A 21,322-nucleotide genomic window follows, 5' to 3' on the forward strand; every position below is an offset into this window, starting at 1 on the left:
TTTGAACAGTAATTTATTTTTGTAATTGTTTTACCAGATATCTTAGTTAAGTGATAAATACTATAATTGTCGTTTTACAATTTACAGGTAGTAAGTATTAAAGGAAAATAAACTTGCGTGGGAAAGGCCAAATCAACAGTTAGGTATATTGCCGGCTCTTTTTTTTGGGGAGCAATTTCCAAGATAGTAGATGCAGGAATTAAGTTTTTGACTATTCCTATTCTTTTAAATTATTTCGGAAAAGAGTATTATGGCTTATTGACTTTAGCAATTGCTACAAATGCCTATATGGCTCTGCTTAATATGGGCATGAATACCGGAGCAGTAAAATTCTTTTCACAATGGATTGCTACGGGCAAATATGACTTGCTTCATCGTACTGCACAGACCAATATATCTTTTTATTTAGCTATTAGTATAATAAATAGCTTTATTTTGGTTGCCATAGGAATATGGGGAGGGGATGTGTTTCAAATTACCCCTGCTGAGTTCAGCACCTTTCGAGATTTGTTGTTTATCTTGGCTGCCTTTAGTATTGTTAATTGGGTAAATTTTACGTTTAATCAATTGTTGATAGCGGATGAGAGAATAGCATTTACCCAACAAATGTACTCAGTAAAAAGTGTATTGGGGTTAGCTGCTGTGGGGGTAACTATCTTATTCAATTGGTCGTTGATTCAATATTTTGTCACCTTTTTGGCTGTAAATTCCTTTGTTGTTTTACCTTTTTTATATCTATGCAAGAAAAGGAATTTAATCAGCAGCATTGTTCCTGCTTTTTATTGGAAAGAATTTCTGGTGGTGTTTAAATATGGCTTAGCCATATTGGCTATGAGTCTATTCCAATTCACGGCAGTACAATCGCGCCCGATAATATTAGGTATATTTTCTGACCAAGGTGTTGGAATACTAGCAGAGTACCGAGTGATGGAAGTATTTCCGCTTTTTATTATTTCTATTGGTGGGATGTTGGTAAGTGTTTTTCTTCCGAAAACATCAAAAGCTATTCAAAGCGGTGATAGAACATCTATTGAAAAAATGGCCTACGAAGGGACTAAATATACGAGTATTTTAGTGGCATTTCTCTGTTTTCCTGTTATGTTAAACGTTCAGGAGTTATTGTCGTTGTATGTGGGGGTCGAATACATCCATCTTACTCAATGGCTGTTTCTATGGGTGTTTACGCTGACCTTATCTTTACACAACTCACCGGTCTCTAGTCTGGTGCTTGCTACAGGAAAAACAAAAATGTTGGTTTTTAGTTCCGGTATAGCGTGCATTGTATCGATGATTATTAATGCAATATTAGCGAGTAAATATGGTGTTGGTTCCGCCGTAATTGGTTATCTGGTTTATATAATTATTCAAGTATTGTTTTATTATTTATATTTTAATAACAGGGTTCTGAGTTTGAAATCATTGAACGTATTTAAATCATTTGTTATACCCACAGGTTTAGGGTTTATTGTGTTTGGGTTGGTCCATTTTTTAGAGGTAGAAACAGGTTCATTTATTATTCAGATTTTGATTAATTCCCTTACTTGGGGGATTATCTATATATTAATGTTGATTATGTTTAGAGTGATTGACATTCGTGATATCAAGAATAATTTTATTAGAATATAGCGGATTTAGGTTGTATTTCTATCATTTCTTAGATAATCCTTGGAATTGCTTCGACTCCAATATGTACTTTTAAAATTTTGTTAAGGATGTTATGATTATAAATCTAAAAACATTAGGAGCATTCTTTTTCCTGATTTTCACCTTAAGTTCATTCTATTTCTATGAGCCAGTATTTTTTAGTGCTGAATTGCTTAAGTTAGTTTATTGGCTGTTATGCTCATGTGTTATTTTGTTGTCAGTTAAAAAATTACTATATACCAAAGAACAGCTTGTATTTGCAAATGGCCTTAGGATTCTGCTCTTTAGCATATTTTTTTCAATGGTTCCTGCTTTTATTAGTTGGGGGCAAAGTCCTCTTTTGACACTAAGAGCGACTTTCCCTTTTCTTGGTTTTATAAGTTATTTTTATTTACTAACAATAAATCCATCAATCAAGTTTTTAGAAAGGATTATTTGGGTATTTTCATTTTCATATATCTTTATATACTTTTTATCTTTGTCCTTACTGCCGGAAGTCTATTTTGGTAGTTTTGCAGATAGACGTATTGATGACATGCGAGCTGTATTTCGGCTGTTTATTCCAGGTCGAGGATTTCTTTTTCTCTCATTTTTCTTTGCTGTAGGGAGGTATATTTATAATCGACGGATTATATGGCTATATCTTTCTATATTCCTTTTTGCGGTTATTTTAATGCACGTAATACGTCAATATATTCTATTCTCATTTGTAATAAGTGCAATTGCGTTGTTATGGAATCTTACATGGTGGAGAAAAGTCCTGATCGTTTTATCAGCAATACTTATTGGTGGTTATGTTATTGAAAACTCAAATGTTATACAATCTTTAGTTCTATTAACAGAGACTCAAATAGGAACAGATAAACCTACAGAAGATATTAGGGTCACAGCGTACAAATACTTTTCTTTCAACTTTTCGCCTAATGCTTTCAACGCTTTTTTTGGTAATGGAGTTCCCCACGAGGCAAGTACATACGGTGCTTACTATACAAACATTATAAATGCAGATCAGAAACTTTATTTAAGTGATGTTGGGTATGCGCAAATATATGGTTTGTTCGGTATACTAGGTTTATTAGCTTCTCTGTTTTTGATGATTAGGACATTTTTTTTAAGGGTCGATATTAAGTATTTGTACTTAAAGCTGTTTATGATATATGTCCTATTTGCTAATATTTTGTCAGGGTACTTTTTAAGTTATCATAACGTTGTCGCAATTTCAATTGTGTTTTTCATGCTTGAAAAAGTGCATACGAATGTGGGTATAAATGCACATACTTCAAAGCTAGATTTAAGATATAAAAATGAATCATAATTTATTGTTTTCGATAGGTATTCCCGCTTTTAAGGCATCTTATTTAAAAGAGTGTATAGCTACTATATTAAACCAAACGTATACTAATTTTGAGTTGATAATAGTAAACGATGCTTCCCCAGAGAAAATTAAAAACATTGTAGAAGGGTTCTCTGATAAAAGGATTCGTTATTATGAAAATGATCGAAATACCGGCGCTGAGAACGTAGTCGATAATTGGAATAAGTGCCTTTCATACGCTAAAGGAGACTATTTTGTTTTGATGGGGGATGATGATGTATTACATCCAAATTACTTAGAAGAGTTTGATATATTTATAAAAGAATATCCCGCTATTGATGTGTTTCATTGTCGAAGCATCGTGATCGATGAAAAGTCTAATCCTATTTCGATTAACCAATCATTACCGGAATTTGAGTCCGTTTTTGAGAACATTTGGCATCGAATGAATGAATGGAGGCAGCAGTATGTTTCCGACTTCGTTTATAAAACAAGTGCACTTAAAATGAATGGAGGTTTTTTTAAAAATAAACTGGCTTGGGCATCTGATGACATTACAAGTTTTATAGCAATGAAGGGGAAAGGAATTGTTCATATTAATAAGCCCCTTTTTCAGTATCGGCGAAGTCCGCTAACCATCAGCTCTTCCGGGTCAGTTGAATTAAAGCTAAAAGCTATTGAGAGGGAGGCAATATGGTATGAAGAGTTTTTAAAAACTGAAATTCCGCAAAATGAAATGGACTTGCTTTTAAAGGAAAATATAAAAAAACGTTTACCAATTTATTTTAAAAAAAAGAGTCTTGAAACGATTGCGTATCATGGATACAATAATTCAAAAGGAGTATTTAGAAATTTTATTTATTGGGTCATACGAAGAAAAAGATATAAAATGTCAATAAAGGAAATGGCTTATGCTTTAATTTTGGCGCTGAAAAAGAAAGAAGCTCAAAACTACTCTTAACTGATGTGTAAATACTTCATTTATATGCGTTTGTTTTTTTTTCCTCCCCCATATCCAAAAACACGTTCTGTAAATTATAATCCTTATACAGATAATTTTCGAAATCATCTGAGTGAAAAATGTAAAGTTGTAAATACTAAAGAGTCGTCATCAGCAGTTTTAAATTTATTAAAGCATTTATTTCGATTTGACGTCGTTGTATTTAATTGGATTGAAAACATTAGTAAAAAGCCATATAAAGAGTTGCAGCTTTTTCTTTTCCTAATCTGTTTTGTTGTAATCAAGATAAGAAAAGTCCGCATTGTATGGATTATGCATAATATTCATCCCCACGATGGGGAGAACTGGGTGTCCCGGTTGATTAAAAAGATGATGTTTAAACATGCCAGCCTTATTGTTGCTCACTCCGGCGAAGCACAAATATTTGCTGGAAAATTAGCATCCGGGAAGGTTCTTTTTGAACATCATCCTGTTAATTATCGCCCTAAGCCATTAATGGTTGGTCGGAAGAAAGAAATTGATGTCTTAATTTGGGGAGCTATTGAGCCCTATAAAGGGATTTTAGAATTTGTACGGTATATTGCAACAAACAAAATCCAATGGAAAGTTAAGATTGTTGGGAGATGCAAAGATCCTGATTATGATAAGCAATTGCAAGAAGCCATCTCTCATTGCCGATTTGTTTCTTTCGAAAACAGAAGGATTCCTGAGGAAGAATTAAGCCAATTAGTAGAATCTTCTTCATTTGTCGTATTTCCATATCTATCTAGTTCGGTATCAAGTTCGGGGGCATTAATGGATACATTAATGCTTAGAGGTAATATCATTGGACCAAATAAAGGGGCTTTTAAAGATTTGGGAATTCAAGAATTGTGTTTTACTTTTAATACTTACGATGAAATTTGTGAGAGGGTTGAGTCTAATAAAAAAATAAATTACAGAAAATTAGAGCATTTTCTTAGAGATAATGATTGGTCACTTTTTGTTAGGAAGACTCTGTCACAGATTAGTAATGTTTAAATCGGTTTAGGGAGATTGTATTTTGACTTTGAATTTTATTATTGTAATTAGCAATTCATGAATGTTCTTTTTTTTACTAGTTATGGGGATCTATACGGTTCTAACAGGTCTCTGCTATCTCTCGCAATACAATTGCAAAATAAAGGGCATGTCGTTTCAGTGTTTGTTCCAAGAAAAGGAGAGTTGCTTACTTGTTTGAGAAATGCAGGAGTGAAGGTGATCTATGTTCCTTTTTACTCTGGATTTTTGTACTATAAGTTTTTGTTAAAACACATAATTATACCCGCATTATTTTTTTTGAATATTTTCGTATTTCCTATCGTTTTATTTAAAGCGTGGAGAGTAAGGCCTGATGTCATATACTCTAACTCGTCATTAGAAAATGTAGGAATCTTTATTGCTTGCTTGTTGGGTAAAAAACATATCTGCCACATACGGGAGTTTATGTCATTGGATTATAATGCTCGATTTGTATTTGGAGAAAGCGCTAAGAAACGATTTATTGGTTTAAGTGACGGGGTAATTTTCGTTTCGCATGCTGTTAAAAATTATGTTTGCTCTGGTTCATTTCAAAAGCCTTTTTCAATAATATACAATGGAATAAAGATGCCAAAGGCTTTAGCTGAAAAAGAAAACTTAAATCTAAAATCCATTAGGTTCGGATTGGTTGGTATTTTTGATGAAGCAAAGGGGCAACATGTTGCAGTGGAATATTTTTCAAGAATATTAGAGACTTACCCTGATGCAACACTTCATCTTTTTGGAGATAAGGATTGTGGTTATAAAAAGAAGGTTGAGCAACTCATTAAGACTCTCGGATTGGAAAGGAAGGTTGTTTTTCACGGTTTTGTTTTTCAGAGTGACATAATATACAACTCCATCGATATCTTGTTAATGTTTTCAAAATCTGAGGGGTTTGGGCGTGTTACAGTTGAAGCAATGAGTTATGGGGTGCCTGTTATAGGATTTGATAATGCAGGAACCTCTGAGATTATAAAAGATCATCATTCCGGATGTTTATTTCATGATTACTCTTCTTTTGAGAAGTCTATAAATTATTTAACTTCTTCAATGGAGAATTATAATAAAATCCGAATAAATGGTTATGAACGAATAAAGAATGATTTTGCGGAAAATGATTATATTGATAATGTTGAAAGGTTTATTAAATCAATTATATATTAATTCAAGGTGAAAGTTTCCATAATAACCATAGTCTATAATAATATAGACACTATAGAAGATTGCATTAATTCGGTATTAGCTCAAACATATTCTGATGTAGAGTATATACTTATCGATGGTCTGTCATCTGATGGGACTTTAAATCTTGTTAATTCTTATAGTGATAAGATTGATGTAATTGTATCTGAAAAGGATAAGGGGTTGTATGATGCTTTGAATAAGGGGGTTCTTCACGCTACTGGCGATGTTGTTGGGATTCTTCATTCTGACGATGTATTTTATGATGTTGATGTTTTGTCAAGAGTCGTTGAGACTTTTAAAAAATCCCGTTCAGATATTGTATATGGAAATGGCGTTTATACGAGCAGAAGTAATTTGAATCAAATCAGGCGGATATATAAGAGTTCTCCTTTTAAGAATGCAAAATTAAAGTATGGCTGGGTTCCTCTTCACACATGTATTTATGCAAAAAGAGAGGTGTTCGATAAATATGGGTTGTATGACACGAATTATTCAATTGCCAGTGATTATGAAATCACTCTTCGATGGTTCTTAAATGAAAAAATTTCCAAGAACTATTTGGATAGTTTTCTTGTGAAAATGAGGTTGGGTGGAAAAAGCACTACTTTAAAACTGCAAAAGATGAAGTCTGCTGAAGATTTAGAAATTATACAAAAGTATAATTTGAGTGGGTATCGAACTCTTTTTTGCAAAATATTGAGAAAACTGCCCCAGTATCTTAAAGGTTGTTATATGTTAAAAGATAATTAGTATGCTAGAAGGTTTAGTGGTGATTGAGCCATCCGTATTCAAGGACAACCGAGGTTGTTTTTTTGAAAGTTATAATGCTAAAAGTTTTTTAAAGCAGGGAATTAAATCTTCTTTTGTTCAAGATAACATTTCCATATCATCTTATGGTGTTATCCGAGGATTACATTACCAGGAAGGGGAACATGCTCAGGCTAAGTTGGTTCAAGTATTGAAGGGGCGAGTTCTTGATGTCGTTGTAGACCTGCGGCCTTGGTCAAAATCTTACGGAGAAGTGTTTTCCATTGAATTGTCAGAAACAAACAGATTGCAACTATATATCCCTCGAGGCTTTGCACATGGGTTTTCGGTACTTAGTGAGGAAGTCCTGTTTCATTATAAATGTGATAACTATTATAATAAAGAGTCGGAGAGTGGGATTGTGTATACTGATCCTGAATTGAATATTGATTGGGGGATTCCAAAAGACAAAGAAATTATTTCCGACAAAGATTTAGCACTTCCTTTTCTGGAGCACGCTGAAAAAGCTATTTTACAGAAATCTTCTCAATAGTTATTCCAAATTTGGTAGTTACAGATACGAAATACAACCCAGAAGGAATTCTTGAAACGTTAAAGTTTATATCTTTTTGGTTTAAGTTGTACTTTTTAACAAGTATAATTCCATTTAGGCATTTTATGTGTATCTCCTGAATCTCATTTTCTGATTCTATATAGATATATTCACTTGCCGGATTTGGATAGATATTGAGTTCGTTCGTTAATGATAAATTCTTCGTAATGTTGGTTGGAGGTTCTTTGTTTTCTTCCTGATTAACAGGAAATCCTTCCAGCATAATATTATCAAATCGGTTGTTCCCTGAACTATTCATTGCTTTTTCTCCAGTAAAACGAATTTTTACAGCAAATTCAGGATTGTTGTTAACCTCATTAATATCCGTAAAGTCAACCGATATTCTATAATAGCTTTCAATGATGAGATTTCTCTCTTTTATTAGATTCCACTCTCCATCTTCCGTCGTTCTATAATAAATGTCCTGAAACTCTGCTCCATTGCTGGTTCGGGATGTTGCATAACTAAAGGTAACATCTTCATATGCGGTAGTGGGGAGTTGAAAAATTAGTTCTCTATCTTTTGAAGGGTTTCGAACCCTTAATGCATTTCCTGTATCTGTTTCTTCTCTCAAATTGATAGCGGTGCCATCTTTAACTATATCCATATAGCCGTTACCTTCACCCGGGTAGGTAATTATTCCGTGTTTTTCAGTCTTAGAGTTATCGGATTTTATCTGGTAAAATATCTCATTTTCGAGATGATTGAAGTGCCAATGGTGGATTGTTTCAATTAATGGTGCCTCTTCAAAAATGGCTGTAATTGAAATGTCACTCTCAGGTATGATTTCTATTTTGCGTTTTGATTTTAATGATTCAGGTACTCCATCCCAATGAGAAAAACTGTAGCCGGGTTGGTCAATGGCTTTTAGGATAATTGGAACATCTTTAAAATATTTGCCAAACCATGGATATAAGTTGTACTCATCAGATATCCCGGGTAGTTTTTTATCCACTATTAAGGTGTTTATTGAAATAATTCCGTTTCCTATTCTATTTAGTTCAATGGATATAGGATCTTCAACATCAAATTGCTCCATAACAAAATTGCGTAAATATCCGGGGCGTTTATCAGCAAATTCTTTAATTACATCACCTTTATCATCTCCACTATTCCAACGTAAGAAATGATCGAATCTTGCATCATGTATTCTGGAGTTAAATTCATCGACTTTTGTTATTACCCTGTCCGGTAAAAAGGTTGAATTTAAGTGATCCGCAATAGTATTAATAAACCGAGATCTAATGCTATCGTTTTTCATTATTGCTTTGAAAACTCTGGTTGCATGATCGTTGGTTGATTCTTGTAAGACACGTAAAAGGCTGTTGTTTGTGTAATTCCCGGTATGTCCCATTCCAAAATCTGTGTCGTAAAGCATCCAGCGCCATTTTCCATCATGCCCGGGAGGAGTATTTATGTTATTTGTTGATGTCCTTTTTCTCCAATATTTTACATTGTTTTGTGGCCAGTCAGTATTGTTGAAATATATTTGAACTGCATAATAATGTAAAAGATTGTCTATGTCAATATGGTTTTCCACCCATTGAATATGAGACTGTTCATTCATGTTGTGGTTCTCTGCATAATTGCGGATGGCTGAGAATTGCTGTCTGTCTTGAGCTGGCCCTGTGTCCTGTGAAATCCAGGCTTCTAAGATAGCAATGTCTTCTTTTTTTATATTAAAATGACTGCTAAGGTAGTCAGCATCATATCGCTCTCTTATATTAATTATTCCCCAAAACTCTCCATTTATAAAGTGTACCGTTGGTTGATAAGCTTGTGTAGAAATAGGTAAATGTTTCACCAAATCTTGCATTAGTGCATCTCTAAATAGGGTCCGACTAAAGTCATTCCCTGAGTTTCTTAATATTAATCTTTCGAAAGACTCAATTTTTTTGTTCGAATCTCCTTGTGCTTTCAAATTTGGGAAAAAAGGAAAGTCTAATGAAAAGTTGCTTGTGCTGTAGGCATTTCGTGGATAGAGTCTTAAGGACTTCATTTGTAGAGATCTGGTTGCACCGCCATGGATTCTAATACCAATATTTTGGTTGAATCTCTCTTTTGGATTATAAAAAACTTCAATACTGGCAGGTCTTTCCCATTCACGCCCTCTCTGATGATAATTGGCTGGCACGCTCCAGTGCCAGGAAGCATCAGGATTGGAATTGAACCAATTCACACTTTTTTCCCCAGCAATATATATCCCTTTTTCATAATCAAATAAGTTTCTTTCATCAGTAACAATAGATAGCACTGGTAGATTAAATCGATTTCGGCCATTGGGTGTTACAAAGTATGTTTGAGTTGATGAATTGGGGATTAAAACGCCTTCTTTTCTTATGGCAACTCTTAAGGGAGTACCCTTTAATGTGGCCTCAGTTGGTGTGAATGTTGTGTGGTATCGTGTATTAATCGCCGCCAATTCATAAGGTTCCTCAGACCGATCGTAAATATATAGTGGTTCTTCATACAAATAGGTTTTAACCTCTCTTGTTAGCAATTCACCATGCGGATAACTATTCTTATACTGATAGGTAGTTCCTTCCAGGTTATCCGGATCAGGTTCGGAGCCATCCAGCGTATAGTAGATTTTTGCGCCAGGAATATCGGTGGAGATGGTAAGTTCAAAAGGTTCGGTATAAAATCCTCCGGTGTGAGAAAAAATGGGTTCGGCATTCAATAATTGCGAGTAAGCTTTGGTGATGTTTGGGGCTCCCGGTGTTGGTTGACTATAATAGAAGAATCCGGACTGGTTAGGGTTTAAGCCATAAGAAACTTGCCCGGGTATCGGCACCGCCGGAACAAACTGGACGACTCCTTGCTCAGGATGTGTGAACAGAATGGGCTCTCCATCGGAGGAGATGGAAAAGTTGGTATGCAGCTCACCCTCCGTACGATCCTTACCCGAGGCCCAAATTATAAGATACTCATCCGGATGAATGGTTACATCCGGAAATACCCATTTATATGGGGTGAAATCGTCATCCGATAAACCCCAGCCTTCTAAATTCACAGGTTCATCACCTCTGTTGTGCAGCTCAATCCAATCTTCGTAATCGCCATCCTCATCTGCAATGGTGTTTAAATTGGAAGACATAACTTCATTAATGACTACCGGGAAACTCTGTGAGTGTGTAGCTGAGCAGAATAACAGAAGAATGATTGAATATATTAGAGATTTGGATGAACCATTGATCATGATAGCAAGTCGTTTTTTGTTTTTATGGATTCGTCAAAGATAGTAAAAAAGTTTAAAGGGGTTTGGATTGGAGGTTGTCGGTATGGCAAATTCTTATGGTCGTATTACGGGAGATAAGGTCGATAATAAGTACGCATGTAGATTTGTCTGTTGTTGCAACGGGAGAGTACTTATTCACCACAGATGACACAGATTAACACAGATTCTCAATAATATTAGTCTCTGAAAATCAATGCCGCTCTGTTTTATCGTTTAGCTTGTCAAGAATCTATCTCGAATAATTATTTCTCACCCTCCCGCACACAACAATGTGAAAACTACCGGTTTTTTCTTTATTAGATAAGAAAGTACCAGGTCGAAGCAAATTAACAGTAACTTTTAGCTATTTTTGCACAGCATTATGAACCTCTTGCATTTTTGCAGGAGGTTTTTTGTGAGAGGGAATGTGGGTCATTATTAATTTTTAATAAGGCTACAATTTATAATAAAGATTTGCGTTTAAATTACGTGCAAATATTGTGATTTGCCTTTAATTATCTGATCCTGTATGTAAGTGCTTTGGCTTTAAAATGATGATATGCACGTGAGTGAGAGATCAGCTTCCTTTCCTGTTTTCCGGGAGACGGGGTCGATGCCGAAATCATCGGGACATTTGTGAGTTTTTGTTTTGCGAAACTCATTTGACCAATGGATTAAGCAATTTATTTGTAAATGATTTTCTTGTATAACCGGTAAAATGAATATGGATGGTCATTGGTTTTGATGCCAGGTTTTTAACAAAAATTGAGCAGGGAACAGCCAGCTATACATCACAGTTGCTGGAGGCAATGAAGCCTTTTATTGAGAATGACAAGATTGTACTGCTCAATAAAAATCAATTGCCCGGACTTTTTAAACAGGGAGATGTTTTTGACCATGGCAGGCTTGTATCGAACTTTACACCGATAAACGTCTTGTGGGGGTATCATCAGGCAGCTAAAAAGTATGAACTCGATGTCATACACACTAATTATCTGTCATCAGTTTATAAGAGCAGAGCAAAAAAAGTAATAACCATACATGATATACTTTTTAAAACTCATAAAAAATATTTTCCGTGTCGTTTAAGAGCCGGAATTAATGCATTGTCCCGGTTTAGTTTGCCAAAGGCAGACCATATCATAACAGTAAGTCATTATACCAGGAGTGAGCTTGAAAAGTATTACCCGTTTTTAAAAGGGCGAATAAAGGTTATTTACGAGGCAGCAGCCGGCAATTACAGTTTTTTGAATAATCGACAGGAGTTACAAAGCAACCTCTTGGAGAAATTTAGTCTTAAAAGAGATTATCTTTTGTATGTGGGTAGATTTGCTCCCGTGAAGAATCTTGAGGTTTTACTGGAATGGTACCTGGACAGAGAGATCAACCAAAAGGGTCTTGATCTTGTTTTAGTGGGGAAAATAGATCCAGCATTTCCCAATGCAAGACTTTCAGGGATGATAAACAACAATCCCGGAGTCAGGGTTTTTCAGGGTTTGAGTAACGATGAATTAAATTTATTTTACAATGGGGCCAGGCTGTTCTATTTTGCCAGTCATGGGGAAGGGTTTGGATTACCAATATTAGAGGCAATGGCTGCAGGGTGTCCGGTAATTACATCAAATACCACATCTTGTGATGAGATAGGAGGAGATGCCGCATTTAAAGTAAATCCGGGAGACAAGGAAGAGATTTTTGCCGCATTGGATCAGCTGATTGATGATGAAGAAAAATTGTCGTCAATGCAACAAAAAGGACTAGAGAGAGTAAAAGCATTTTCATGGGAGCAATGCGCCTATGAAACGTATAAATTATATAAACAGGTATTGGATGAAGGTTAAAACTCTACTTGAAGATGATTTCGATAAAGAGTGCATAAGGTTAACTTCCCTGATAGAGGAAGGTTACAAACCGGACTTAATAGTAGGAGTTCTCACCGGAGGAGGATGTGTAGGACAGCGTGTTTACAAGGAAATAAGTAAGCGTATAAGTGTTCATTACTGTGAGGTTCGGGTCGCAAGAGGCAGTACAGAAATCAAGAGGAAAATAAATATAAAAAGTATACTTCGGAAACTTCCAAATCCGGTACTTAATTTTTTAAGGGTTTTGGAAGTGCATGTTCTGGAGTTAATGAGTAAAATCAGAATCCCAAAACGACAAGGAGAAATCCTGATGGGGCATGAAATACGGGAGCTATTGGAGAGTGGGCCAAAAAATATTCTGATTGTTGATGATTGTGTTGACACCGGTGCCACTTTAAAGTATATAATTGATTATTTTATCGGTGAGTATGGCCCTGAACATAATTTGCGCTGTGCCGTCATCACCAAAGCACATAAAAAACCGTTGGTAAATGTCGATTATTTGCTTTACAATCGTGTTTTAATTAGGTTTCCCTGGTCTTTCGATACCAAAAAAAAGAGTCCTGAGGTGTAACCTGAACCTTTGTAACTTGGTATATGTTTATAGATTGGAGAAATAGTATTAACAGGAGACGTTAGTATGAAGTTAAAAGGAGTTGTAGTGGATTTGGATGGAACATTTCTTACTACGAATACATTTGAAAGATATTATTTCTTTTTGTTTCGGTTGTCATTAATCCGTTTACGGATTAAAAATGCCGTATACCTTGGTTTTCTCTTACTCATAAGAAAATTTCGTATCATAAGTCACTCTTCCTTTAAAAGAAAAGTTCTTGGTGTAAGCAATAAGTTTGTAAGAAGAAGTGACATTCAGATGTTTGTTGATAATGTGATGATACACACCAATAAACGAGTTGTAAGTTTATATCAGAATTATAAGCTAAAGGGATACTACACCTGCATGGCAACTGCTGCGCCTGCTCATTATGCTAAATTAATCGGCACATATTTTGGGTTTGATGCGGTTTGTGCTACAGATTCTGCCATATCAAACATCGATGAGTGGAAGGAGAACATACGGGAAAATAAGTTAAGTTACGTAAAAGATTTTCTGACAAATAAAGGTGTCAGTATAAATGTTGTAATAACCGATCACCACGACGATTTTCCTTTAATGGAAAAGTCTCTGGAATCTAATTATCTTGTCGATCCATCAATTGAGACCATTAATTTTTTGGCAAACCGCCAGGTTAAATATTCGCTGGTTTAATATCATTATTAAATTTTCATCAGCCCTTTTCATGGGTTATATTTAAAATATAGCTTACTTTATAAAATTATGAGAAGATACCTGCCAGATGGAGCACACTTTCGAAAAGTAATGAATGGAGACAAAGTTGACCTTTTAGCCCTTTTTAAGAATGTTTGGCTAGGTCGTAAGATTGTACTTTCTATATTGGTTCTTTTTGTCGTAGTTGGATTGTTTATCGCACTGTTTTCTCCGGTTAAATATAGTTCAGGAGCAGTTCTGTTGCCACAGGTAGAAGGGCAAAAAGAGCTTGGACAGTTTAGTAATTTAGCCAGTTTGGCAGGGGTAAATCTCGCGTCGATGTTTGGTGAGGCTACAGGAATTCCTCCTGATTTGTACCCCAATATAGTAGGGAGTTACCCATTCCTTCATGAATTAATGAGCACTAAATTCAGGTTTAAGAATTACGATGAACCTTTAAATTTATATCAATATAAGATTGAGGAGGGAAACCGTGGTGTTATTCGACTCATTCGAAGATATACTGTTCGTTTACCCTGGACACTAAAAGATGCAATATTCCCACCCAAAGAAATCATCTATGATATAGAGAGCTCAGAAGCAGATGGTGAGATTGTTTTTGTAGGGAAAGAAACCCTTGAGCACATGGAAGAAGTGCTTGGGGATATCTCAGTAGAAGTAAGTACCAGGACGGGGTTGGTTTATGTTAGTGTTGTCCATGAAGATCCTTTTGCATCAGCACAAATCGCTAATAAAACCGTTGAATTACTGCAGCAATACATCGTTGAATACAAAACAAAACAGGTCACTGAAAATCTGAAATTTGTCGAGATGCGTTTTAACGAGGTACAGGAGCAATTTAACAACATTCAAAAGGAATTATATCAATTTCGTGATGCACATCGTAATTTTGTAGAGGAGAGGATCAGTTTAAGGTTTCACCAATTAAATGATGAATATCTTTTAATGAAAACCGTACATCAAGGGCTTGCACAGCAACTTGAGCAATCCAGACTTGCCGTTAAAAAGGAGACTCCTGCATTTTCAATTATTGAGCCTGTAAAAGTTCCGGTTATGAAATCTTCTCCCCGTCGGGCAGTTATTATGATAGTCTCTGTATTGCTAGGCGGTGCAGCTGGTTTTATCACTCTTTATGGAGTTATTGTTTACTATAACTTCAAAAAGTTATGGGCAAACGATGATGCATCTGGAACAGCTTAATTATGTTTGAATGAAAAAAAATATACTAATTGTTTTTGGAACCCGTCCTGAAGCTATAAAGATGGCGCCTGTTGTTAAAGCATTCAGGCGCCATTCCGCATATACAACGAAGGTTTGTGTTACGGGACAGCACAGGGAGATGCTCGATCAGGTGATCTCTTTTTTTGATTTGGATGTAGATTTTGACCTCAACCTAATGAAGCCGGGTCAGAATCTTCATTCGTTAACCAGTGCCATCATTACCGGAGTTAAGGAGGTAATGGATGTTTTTATGCCAGATTTGGTATTGGTGCATGGAGATACATCAACCTCTACGGCTGCTGCGCTTTCAGCATTTTACTCAGGAGCAAAAGTGGGCCATGTTGAAGCTGGCTTGCGCACCTACAATAAATATGCACCTTTCCCTGAGGAGATGAACCGGCAGTTGACCGGACGGCTTGCCGATTTTCACTTTTCCCCTACTGAAAAAGCAAAAGACAACCTGTTAAGAGAAGGTGTTTCAGAACATGCCATATCCGTTACAGGCAATACCGTTATAGATGCTTTGATGGAAGGTGTTGAGCGCATTAAAAACATTAAAAACCATGCGGGCATAGGACGCCTCAGGCAATTGACAGGAGACAGTGATGTGATCTTAATCACCGGACACCGGAGGGAAAATTTTGGACAAGGCTTTAACGATATATGTACTGCAATAAAGGAAATATCATCTGAGTTTAAGGGGAAAATAGTCTATCCTGTGCATTTAAACCCCAATGTTCAGGATCCGGTAAATAAATCTTTGCGTGGTTTGGATAATGTGGTCTTGATAGAACCTCTGCCATACGAATCATTCCTTTGGCTGATGAACAGATCAAAAATCATTCTGACTGACAGTGGAGGTATTCAGGAAGAGGCTCCTTCATTAGGGAAACCGGTATTGGTTATGCGTGAAACCACTGAGAGACCAGAGGCGGTAAATGCAGGCACAGTTAAACTGGTAGGAACCGATGTTGATAAAATAGTGACGGGTGTTTTAGAGCTCCTCGACAATAAGGAATTGTATCATCAAATGAGCACCAGTTACAACCCCTATGGAGACGGAAAAGCCTCTCAACGCATAGTTGAGTTTGTTGAAAAGAACTTATAATTGCAAAGCAACTTAGAAAAAAGTGGTTAACGTAATTCATCGAATAAGGAATATTGCCGGATCAAATTCAGTCCCAATGATAAAAGGGGCCTTCTGGACAATCCTTGGCAGCGGATTTTCTCGTTTTGCATTACTGTTGGCTTCCATAATAATTGCTCGCATTTTAGGAAAAGAGACATTTGGTGAATATGGCTTCATTAAGTCTACCATCCTGATGTTTGTCGTTTTCGGGGGAGATGCCATCGGTTTAACGGCATCCAAATTTGTCAGCCAGTATCTGGCAGAAAACCTTAAGGGGAAACTTCTTCAGGTTTCAAGGTTTTCAATATATACATCGTTTTTTACAGGCTTACTGCTTGGACTTCTTGTTTTTGTATTTGCCGGACCTCTTTCAACTTTTATCAGCAATGATACAACCCTCATAAATGAAGTCAGAATAGCCGGGTTGATTATTGTTATAAGTTCCCTGAATGGATGCTTTCAGGGAATTCTCACGGGGAGAAAACTATTCAGGCCATTGGCGTTTATTAACATCGGAACAGCCTTTTTTTCTTTGGTTCTGCAAGTAGTCGGTGCCTGGTATGCAGGTTTGTCCGGAGCAATAGCAGGGTATGGGGTTAGTTTGGTGATTAATTTGTTGATGTTAATCGTAAGTAATGCCAGAATAAATGGGTTTGAAATTTTTGTTTTCAGAATTCGTGATTACATCGAATTGCGGGGTGTTTTTTTCAAATTTAGTCTTCCCGCTGCTGTAAATGGGATTTTAATTGTCCCCGTAGCATGGTTAGGCAATGCATTATTAATTGAATACGCAGGAACGGGTGAAATGGGGATTTATAGCGCCGCTTTTACCTGGAGAAATTTTGTATTAATGATACCTGCGCTTGTCGCGCAGGTATCACTTCCGTTTTTGAGCGGACTCCATTCACTCCAAAACTTCAGTGATTACTATAAAATTTTAAAATTAAATGTGTCGATTAATTTTACTGTGGCTTCCATTGTGGCTTTAATCATTTCATTAATGAGCGGCATGATCATGGAAACTTATGGTGAAAGCTTTGTATCAGGCAAGTTTGTGTTAGTCGTTTTGATGTTATCGAGCATTTTGGCATCTGTCAACAGTGTAGTAGGCCAGGCATTAAACAGTCAGGGGAAGGTTTGGCTTGGAGTGTTTTTTAATTTTGGTTGGGCTTTGGCCTTTTTGTTTTTTGCGCAGTTGTTCCTGTGGCGTGGTTATGGAAGTATGGCGTTGGCTCTGGCTCATCTTATTGCCTATGCTTTGCACACCTTATGGCAGAGTTGGTATGTACAACGAAGCCTTAGTCGAAGATAGACACACCATAGTTAATCCTGTTTATAAAAAACTTTAATTAAGAAGAGATAAATAAGAAGATGCGAAACATAGGAATCGTTACCACATGGTTTGAAAGAGGAGCAGCTTATGTGTCCCGACAGTTTATGGAGGTTCTCGAGAAGGAGCATAATGTTTTCATATATGCACGTGGTGGTGAAGCATATGCCAAAAATGATCCTAAATGGAATCATGAGAATGTTTATTGGGGTAAACGAAACCCTATGTTGGTCTCTTCAAAAATAAACAAAAATGATTTTTTGCGCTGGATTAAAGAGAATCGGATTGACTGCCTGTTGTTCAACGAACAACAGATTTGGACTCCACTTCTATGGTGTCATGAAATGAAGATTCCAGCCGGTGCATATATAGATTATTATACCAAAGAGACAGCAGAGTTTTTTTCTGCTTACGACTTCTTAATCTGTAATACCCAAAAACATTTCAGTGTCTTTAAGAACCATTCCCAAAGTTACTTCGTTCCATGGGGAACGGATGTTGAATTATACAAACCTTTGAAAAAGCGGGTGGAAGATAGTGAGAAAATGATTTTTTTCCACTCAGCAGGTATGAACCCCTTGCGTAAAGGGACTGATCTGTTTATAAAGGCAATGGATTTGGTGAAAAATGAGTACGTTAAAGCAGTCGTTCATACCCAGGTTGACCTGTCAGAGTTTTTCCCGAAATTAACCCCGGTCATCAAAAAGATAGTTGATAATGGGAAGCTAGAAATCATTCAAAAAACCGTTTCAGCTCCCGGTTTATATCATATGGGAGATGTGTATGTATATCCTACTCGCCTGGAGGGGATCGGCCTTACCATTGCGGAAGCTTTGTCATGTGGTTTGCCTGTAATAACTACCAATGAAAGGCCAATGTCAGAATTTGTTAAAAGTAATGAAACTGGAAGTTTAGTTAGAGTAAAAGAGGAGAAATACAGAGGTGATGGTTATTACTGGCCACAATCCATATGCGATGAAAATCATTTGGCGGAGATCATTTCTGAATTTGCAGAAAACCCGGAGCATGTAAAGCAGATGGGTAACAACGCGCGTAACCGCGCTGTAGAAGAACTCGATTGGAATAAAAATTCTCTTATTTTATATGAATTGTTTGAGAATGTTGCTTTTATTGATGAACTGAAGAAAAAGAACGTGCTTGAGCTATGTGAAAGATACGAAAGATCACGCTCATGGCGTTATTATTTAAATACGTTTAAACCATATATTTATCTAAAGAGAAGGTTTCTTTAGTTATATTTTCAGAGTCAACATATGTGGTCGTTTATATCTCGGAAAGAGTACGTTTATAAAGCAAAGGATTTCAGACAAAATGAGGTAAAAAATCAGGAATGAGAATACTTGTGGTAAATACATTGTATTATCCGGACTTTCAAGGTGGCGCTGAAAAATCTGTTCAGTTACTTTGCGAGGGGTTTTTTAACCGTGGGCATGAGGTGTTGGTTTTATCCAACAGTAATTTAAATAATCAGGCAACTATAAATGGTGTTAATGTTCGATATTTTAAAACCCGAAATATCATCCCTTTTTTGGAGGTAAAGAAATATCCTTCTATTCTTAGAATGATATGGCACCTTATTGACATGTTTAACCCGTTTTATTTTACCTCCTATAAAAAAATAATAGATGGCTTTAACCCGGATGTTGTTTTATCCAATAATTTGCCTGGCTTTTCTGTTTCGGTGTGGCAATTTTTTAAAAGGAAAAAGATCCCCGTGATACATGTTTTAAGGGATCATGCATTACTTTGTCCCAAAGGAACAATGTTTACCGATGGTAAACGTTGTGTAAATCAATGTTTGAGGTGTCGTTTAATGTCTTTGCCAAAGAAAAATTTAAGTAAAAATATCAACGGAGTTATAGGCATCAGTAACTATATTTTACAGCGACATCTTAATGCTGATTATTTTATTCATCATAAAGTATGTAAAGTAATTCCTAATAGCGTTGCGTTTAATGGAGATCACGTAAAAGAAAGAACCAAAGATTCAATTACTTTTGGTTATTTTGGACGACTTTGTGATGAGAAGGGTTTGGGTTATTTAATTGAGGAATATGCTGCATTTAATTGCAATGTTCGACATAAACTATTGGTTGGAGGAGATGGAGAACCACAATATGTAAAAGCCATAAAGGCATCTGTTAAGAATTCAAACATAGAATTTTTAGGGTTTGTATCTTCCGAAAAGTTTTATGAAAAGATTGATTATTTGATCGTTCCATCAATACTTGAAGAAGCATTTGGCCGGGTTGTAATTGAAGCATGGCAATACGGGGTTTATGTGATAGCTGCGAAGAGTGGAGGGATGACTGAACTTGTCGAATTTGGGAATCTTTCTCTGTATGATCCATCAGATGAAGGTGCGCTGCAGAAGTTATTAAAGACATGTGCAGAACAAGAACTGAAATTTAATGATGATGATTATAGATTGTGTAAACATCATTTTGATAGGGATGTTGTTACTAATCAATATTTGGAAATGATAAAAAAGATACTAGGGTGAATTTAAGTTTTAAAAATGCAGGAATAATAATTCTGGCTCTTTTTCTTTTGAAGGAGAGTCTGGATGCTATTATCCGCTATTATTTAGCATCGATTAATTTAGTGGCGCTCACTTATGTCCCAATCTTTCTGATAGTAATATACGTTGTGTTCAATTTTTGGGCAGAGCTGAAACGCACTCCATATTTCTCGTCCATAGCGATAATTGTTATGGTAATAATTTCCAGTGTTGTAGGATTCCTGAACCTAGGGCAGCTAACACCTGCTTTATTTGCCATATACGTTTTTTTTCCTTTCTTTTTTGGCATACAAACCGGAGACCTTGTTTATAGAAGCATCCTGATCAAAAGACTCGCACTGATCATGATATTTATTTTATCAGCTGGTGTTATAATGGAGTGGATGGGTGAATTACCATGGAAAGGCTTTTCATACGAGATTGGAGGAGTTGAAATTGAAGCAAGCAGAAGCTGGGCGTCCTTGGGTATCCAGCGGTTATCAGGTTTTGCCAGAACTTCTTATAATTTTGCCATATTAACGGTCTGTTTCTTAATTCTTTTATATGGCAGGATTAATCATTTTGCATACTTTTTATTATTCCTTGCCTCGTTCTTTGTCGTTAGCCTTTCCACCACGAAAGGAGTGATGTTGGTATATATTGTTTTAGCTTTGTTGTTTATTGCCGGGTGGATGTCCCGATTCTTATTTAATTTTGGTTTCAAAGCCACATTGGGCATGTCTTTAATGGTTGGGATTGTATTGCCAATCAGTACTTTATGGGTAATGTATGATTTAGATCTGTATGACATCGTGATGCGGGTCATTTTCTTGTCATTTGAGATGCGACTCACAGATGTTTGGCCAGAGGCTATGGAAAATTTTGCTCATTGGAATGATTATATAACCGGAAAGGGAGCCGGTAATGTTGGAGTCGCTTCAATGATATATAACCCGGAGAATTATAATCCGGTTGATAATCTCTATTTATATGTTCTCATTGTATTTGGTGTTCCGTTTATCGTTTTATTGGCGATATTACTTCGAAGGATATTTAAATTAAAAGAAAGCGACATCTATATCAATTTATTGATGATGGCCACTTTTATTTTTGTTTATGGAATCTTTACCAATGTACTGGAGAGTGGAATCCTTGCTTATTTCCTCGGAACACTAATTTCTGTGGCATTCAACAGGTCTCCAGAGGAGAATGAAAAGTCCACAGAAATTAGCCATGAAACTTAGA

Annotated in this window: 18 protein-coding genes; 16 read left to right on the plus strand and 2 right to left on the minus strand. The window is 36.1% G+C overall.

All coding sequences use genetic code 11. The features are described 5' to 3' along the window. Window positions 1-117: 117 nt before the first annotated feature. The 7 genes from EV194_RS09360 to rfbC all read left to right on the plus strand — a co-directional run bounded on the left by EV194_RS09360 (window position 118) and on the right by rfbC (window position 7,446). On the plus strand, window positions 118-1,626 hold the full coding sequence (locus EV194_RS09360) for a lipopolysaccharide biosynthesis protein (protein WP_132433780.1): 1,509 nt from the start codon (window positions 118-120) through the stop codon (window positions 1,624-1,626). Window positions 1,627-1,717: 91 nt separating this feature from the next. Next, complete coding sequence (locus EV194_RS09365; protein WP_132433781.1) at window positions 1,718-2,959, plus strand: hypothetical protein; 1,242 nt, start codon at window positions 1,718-1,720, stop codon at window positions 2,957-2,959. Further along, window positions 2,949-3,920: a glycosyltransferase family A protein gene (locus EV194_RS09370; protein WP_132433782.1), complete on the plus strand. Its 972-nt coding sequence runs from the start codon at window positions 2,949-2,951 to the stop codon at window positions 3,918-3,920. Before EV194_RS09365 ends, EV194_RS09370 begins: the two co-directional genes overlap by 11 nt. Window positions 3,921-3,944: 24 nt before the next feature. Then, window positions 3,945-4,940: a glycosyltransferase family protein gene (locus EV194_RS09375; protein ID WP_132433783.1), complete on the plus strand. Its 996-nt coding sequence runs from the start codon at window positions 3,945-3,947 to the stop codon at window positions 4,938-4,940. A gap of 57 nt (window positions 4,941-4,997) precedes the next feature. Continuing rightward, on the plus strand, window positions 4,998-6,125 hold the full coding sequence (locus EV194_RS09380; RefSeq protein ID WP_132433784.1) for a glycosyltransferase family 4 protein: 1,128 nt from the start codon (window positions 4,998-5,000) through the stop codon (window positions 6,123-6,125). A gap of 6 nt (window positions 6,126-6,131) precedes the next feature. Then, entirely contained in the window at window positions 6,132-6,896 is a 765-nt protein-coding gene (locus EV194_RS09385) for a glycosyltransferase family 2 protein (RefSeq protein WP_132433785.1), read from the plus strand. Window position 6,897: 1 nt separating this feature from the next. Further along, entirely contained in the window at window positions 6,898-7,446 is a 549-nt protein-coding gene (gene rfbC / locus EV194_RS09390; RefSeq protein WP_132433786.1) for a dTDP-4-dehydrorhamnose 3,5-epimerase, read from the plus strand. Here rfbC and EV194_RS09395 read toward each other — a convergent pair. Then, on the minus strand, window positions 7,421-10,705 hold the full coding sequence (locus EV194_RS09395) for a CotH kinase family protein (RefSeq protein WP_132433787.1): 3,285 nt from the start codon (window positions 10,703-10,705) through the stop codon (window positions 7,421-7,423). The genes rfbC and EV194_RS09395 overlap by 26 nt on opposite strands. 533 nt (window positions 10,706-11,238) lie before the next feature. Beyond that, window positions 11,239-11,385 carry a hypothetical protein gene (locus EV194_RS16900; RefSeq protein WP_165921848.1) on the minus strand — a complete coding sequence of 49 codons (147 nt, stop codon included), beginning with the start codon at window positions 11,383-11,385 and terminating at the stop codon, window positions 11,239-11,241. A gap of 66 nt (window positions 11,386-11,451) precedes the next feature. Between EV194_RS16900 and EV194_RS09400 the strand changes: the two genes are divergently transcribed. The 9 genes from EV194_RS09400 (at window position 11,452) to EV194_RS09440 (ending at window position 21,321) form a co-directional block, all read left to right on the plus strand. Beyond that, a complete protein-coding gene (locus EV194_RS09400) occupies window positions 11,452-12,564 on the plus strand; it encodes a glycosyltransferase family 4 protein (protein WP_132433788.1) in 1,113 nt (370 codons plus the stop codon). After that, window positions 12,554-13,159 carry a phosphoribosyltransferase gene (locus EV194_RS09405; RefSeq protein ID WP_165921849.1) on the plus strand — a complete coding sequence of 202 codons (606 nt, stop codon included), beginning with the start codon at window positions 12,554-12,556 and terminating at the stop codon, window positions 13,157-13,159. Before EV194_RS09400 ends, EV194_RS09405 begins: the two co-directional genes overlap by 11 nt. A gap of 66 nt (window positions 13,160-13,225) precedes the next feature. Next, window positions 13,226-13,855 (plus strand): HAD family hydrolase, encoded by a 630-nt coding sequence (locus EV194_RS09410; protein ID WP_132433790.1) that lies wholly within the window; start codon window positions 13,226-13,228, stop codon window positions 13,853-13,855. Between the two features lie 69 nt (window positions 13,856-13,924). Then, a complete protein-coding gene (locus EV194_RS09415) occupies window positions 13,925-15,076 on the plus strand; it encodes a Wzz/FepE/Etk N-terminal domain-containing protein (protein ID WP_132433791.1) in 1,152 nt (383 codons plus the stop codon). A 10-nt stretch (window positions 15,077-15,086) separates the two neighbouring features. Next, on the plus strand, window positions 15,087-16,205 hold the full coding sequence (gene wecB / locus EV194_RS09420) for a non-hydrolyzing UDP-N-acetylglucosamine 2-epimerase (RefSeq protein ID WP_132433792.1): 1,119 nt from the start codon (window positions 15,087-15,089) through the stop codon (window positions 16,203-16,205). Window positions 16,206-16,281: 76 nt separating this feature from the next. Further along, a complete protein-coding gene (locus tag EV194_RS09425; protein ID WP_132433793.1) occupies window positions 16,282-17,538 on the plus strand; it encodes an oligosaccharide flippase family protein in 1,257 nt (418 codons plus the stop codon). A 59-nt stretch (window positions 17,539-17,597) separates the two neighbouring features. Continuing rightward, window positions 17,598-18,809 (plus strand): glycosyltransferase family 4 protein, encoded by a 1,212-nt coding sequence (locus tag EV194_RS09430; RefSeq protein WP_132433794.1) that lies wholly within the window; start codon window positions 17,598-17,600, stop codon window positions 18,807-18,809. 98 nt (window positions 18,810-18,907) lie between these two features. After that, entirely contained in the window at window positions 18,908-20,080 is a 1,173-nt protein-coding gene (locus EV194_RS09435) for a glycosyltransferase (protein ID WP_132433795.1), read from the plus strand. Further along, window positions 20,077-21,321, plus strand: coding sequence for a hypothetical protein (locus EV194_RS09440; protein ID WP_132433796.1), 1,245 nt, complete (start codon window positions 20,077-20,079; stop codon window positions 21,319-21,321). The genes EV194_RS09435 and EV194_RS09440 overlap by 4 nt, the downstream gene beginning before the upstream one ends. The last annotated feature ends 1 nt before the right edge of the window (window position 21,322 follow it).

The sequence above is a fragment of the Natronoflexus pectinivorans genome, assembly GCF_004345615.1.
GTDB classification, from domain to species: Bacteria; Bacteroidota; Bacteroidia; order Bacteroidales; family Marinilabiliaceae; genus Natronoflexus; species Natronoflexus pectinivorans.

What these genes read in the sequence shown, in the direction of transcription:
- EV194_RS09410 (WP_132433790.1), top strand. Translation starts at nt 13,226, where the DNA reads ATGAAGTTAAAAGGAGTTGTAGTGGATTTGGATGGAACATTTCTTACT.
- EV194_RS09365 (WP_132433781.1), top strand. Translation starts at nt 1,718, where the DNA reads ATGATTATAAATCTAAAAACATTAGGAGCATTCTTTTTCCTGATTTTC.
- EV194_RS09415 (WP_132433791.1), top strand. Translation starts at nt 13,925, where the DNA reads ATGAGAAGATACCTGCCAGATGGAGCACACTTTCGAAAAGTAATGAAT.
- EV194_RS09435 (WP_132433795.1), top strand. Translation starts at nt 18,908, where the DNA reads ATGAGAATACTTGTGGTAAATACATTGTATTATCCGGACTTTCAAGGT.
- EV194_RS09375 (WP_132433783.1), top strand. Translation starts at nt 3,945, where the DNA reads ATGCGTTTGTTTTTTTTTCCTCCCCCATATCCAAAAACACGTTCTGTA.
- EV194_RS09430 (WP_132433794.1), top strand. Translation starts at nt 17,598, where the DNA reads ATGCGAAACATAGGAATCGTTACCACATGGTTTGAAAGAGGAGCAGCT.
- wecB (WP_132433792.1), top strand. Translation starts at nt 15,087, where the DNA reads ATGAAAAAAAATATACTAATTGTTTTTGGAACCCGTCCTGAAGCTATA.
- rfbC (WP_132433786.1), top strand. Translation starts at nt 6,898, where the DNA reads ATGCTAGAAGGTTTAGTGGTGATTGAGCCATCCGTATTCAAGGACAAC.
- EV194_RS09370 (WP_132433782.1), top strand. Translation starts at nt 2,949, where the DNA reads ATGAATCATAATTTATTGTTTTCGATAGGTATTCCCGCTTTTAAGGCA.
- EV194_RS09425 (WP_132433793.1), top strand. Translation starts at nt 16,282, where the DNA reads ATGATAAAAGGGGCCTTCTGGACAATCCTTGGCAGCGGATTTTCTCGT.
- EV194_RS09400 (WP_132433788.1), top strand. Translation starts at nt 11,452, where the DNA reads ATGGTCATTGGTTTTGATGCCAGGTTTTTAACAAAAATTGAGCAGGGA.
- EV194_RS09395 (WP_132433787.1), bottom strand. Translation starts at nt 10,705, where the DNA reads ATGATCAATGGTTCATCCAAATCTCTAATATATTCAATCATTCTTCTG.
- EV194_RS16900 (WP_165921848.1), bottom strand. Translation starts at nt 11,385, where the DNA reads ATGAGTTTCGCAAAACAAAAACTCACAAATGTCCCGATGATTTCGGCA.
- EV194_RS09405 (WP_165921849.1), top strand. Translation starts at nt 12,554, where the DNA reads ATGAAGGTTAAAACTCTACTTGAAGATGATTTCGATAAAGAGTGCATA.
- EV194_RS09380 (WP_132433784.1), top strand. Translation starts at nt 4,998, where the DNA reads ATGAATGTTCTTTTTTTTACTAGTTATGGGGATCTATACGGTTCTAAC.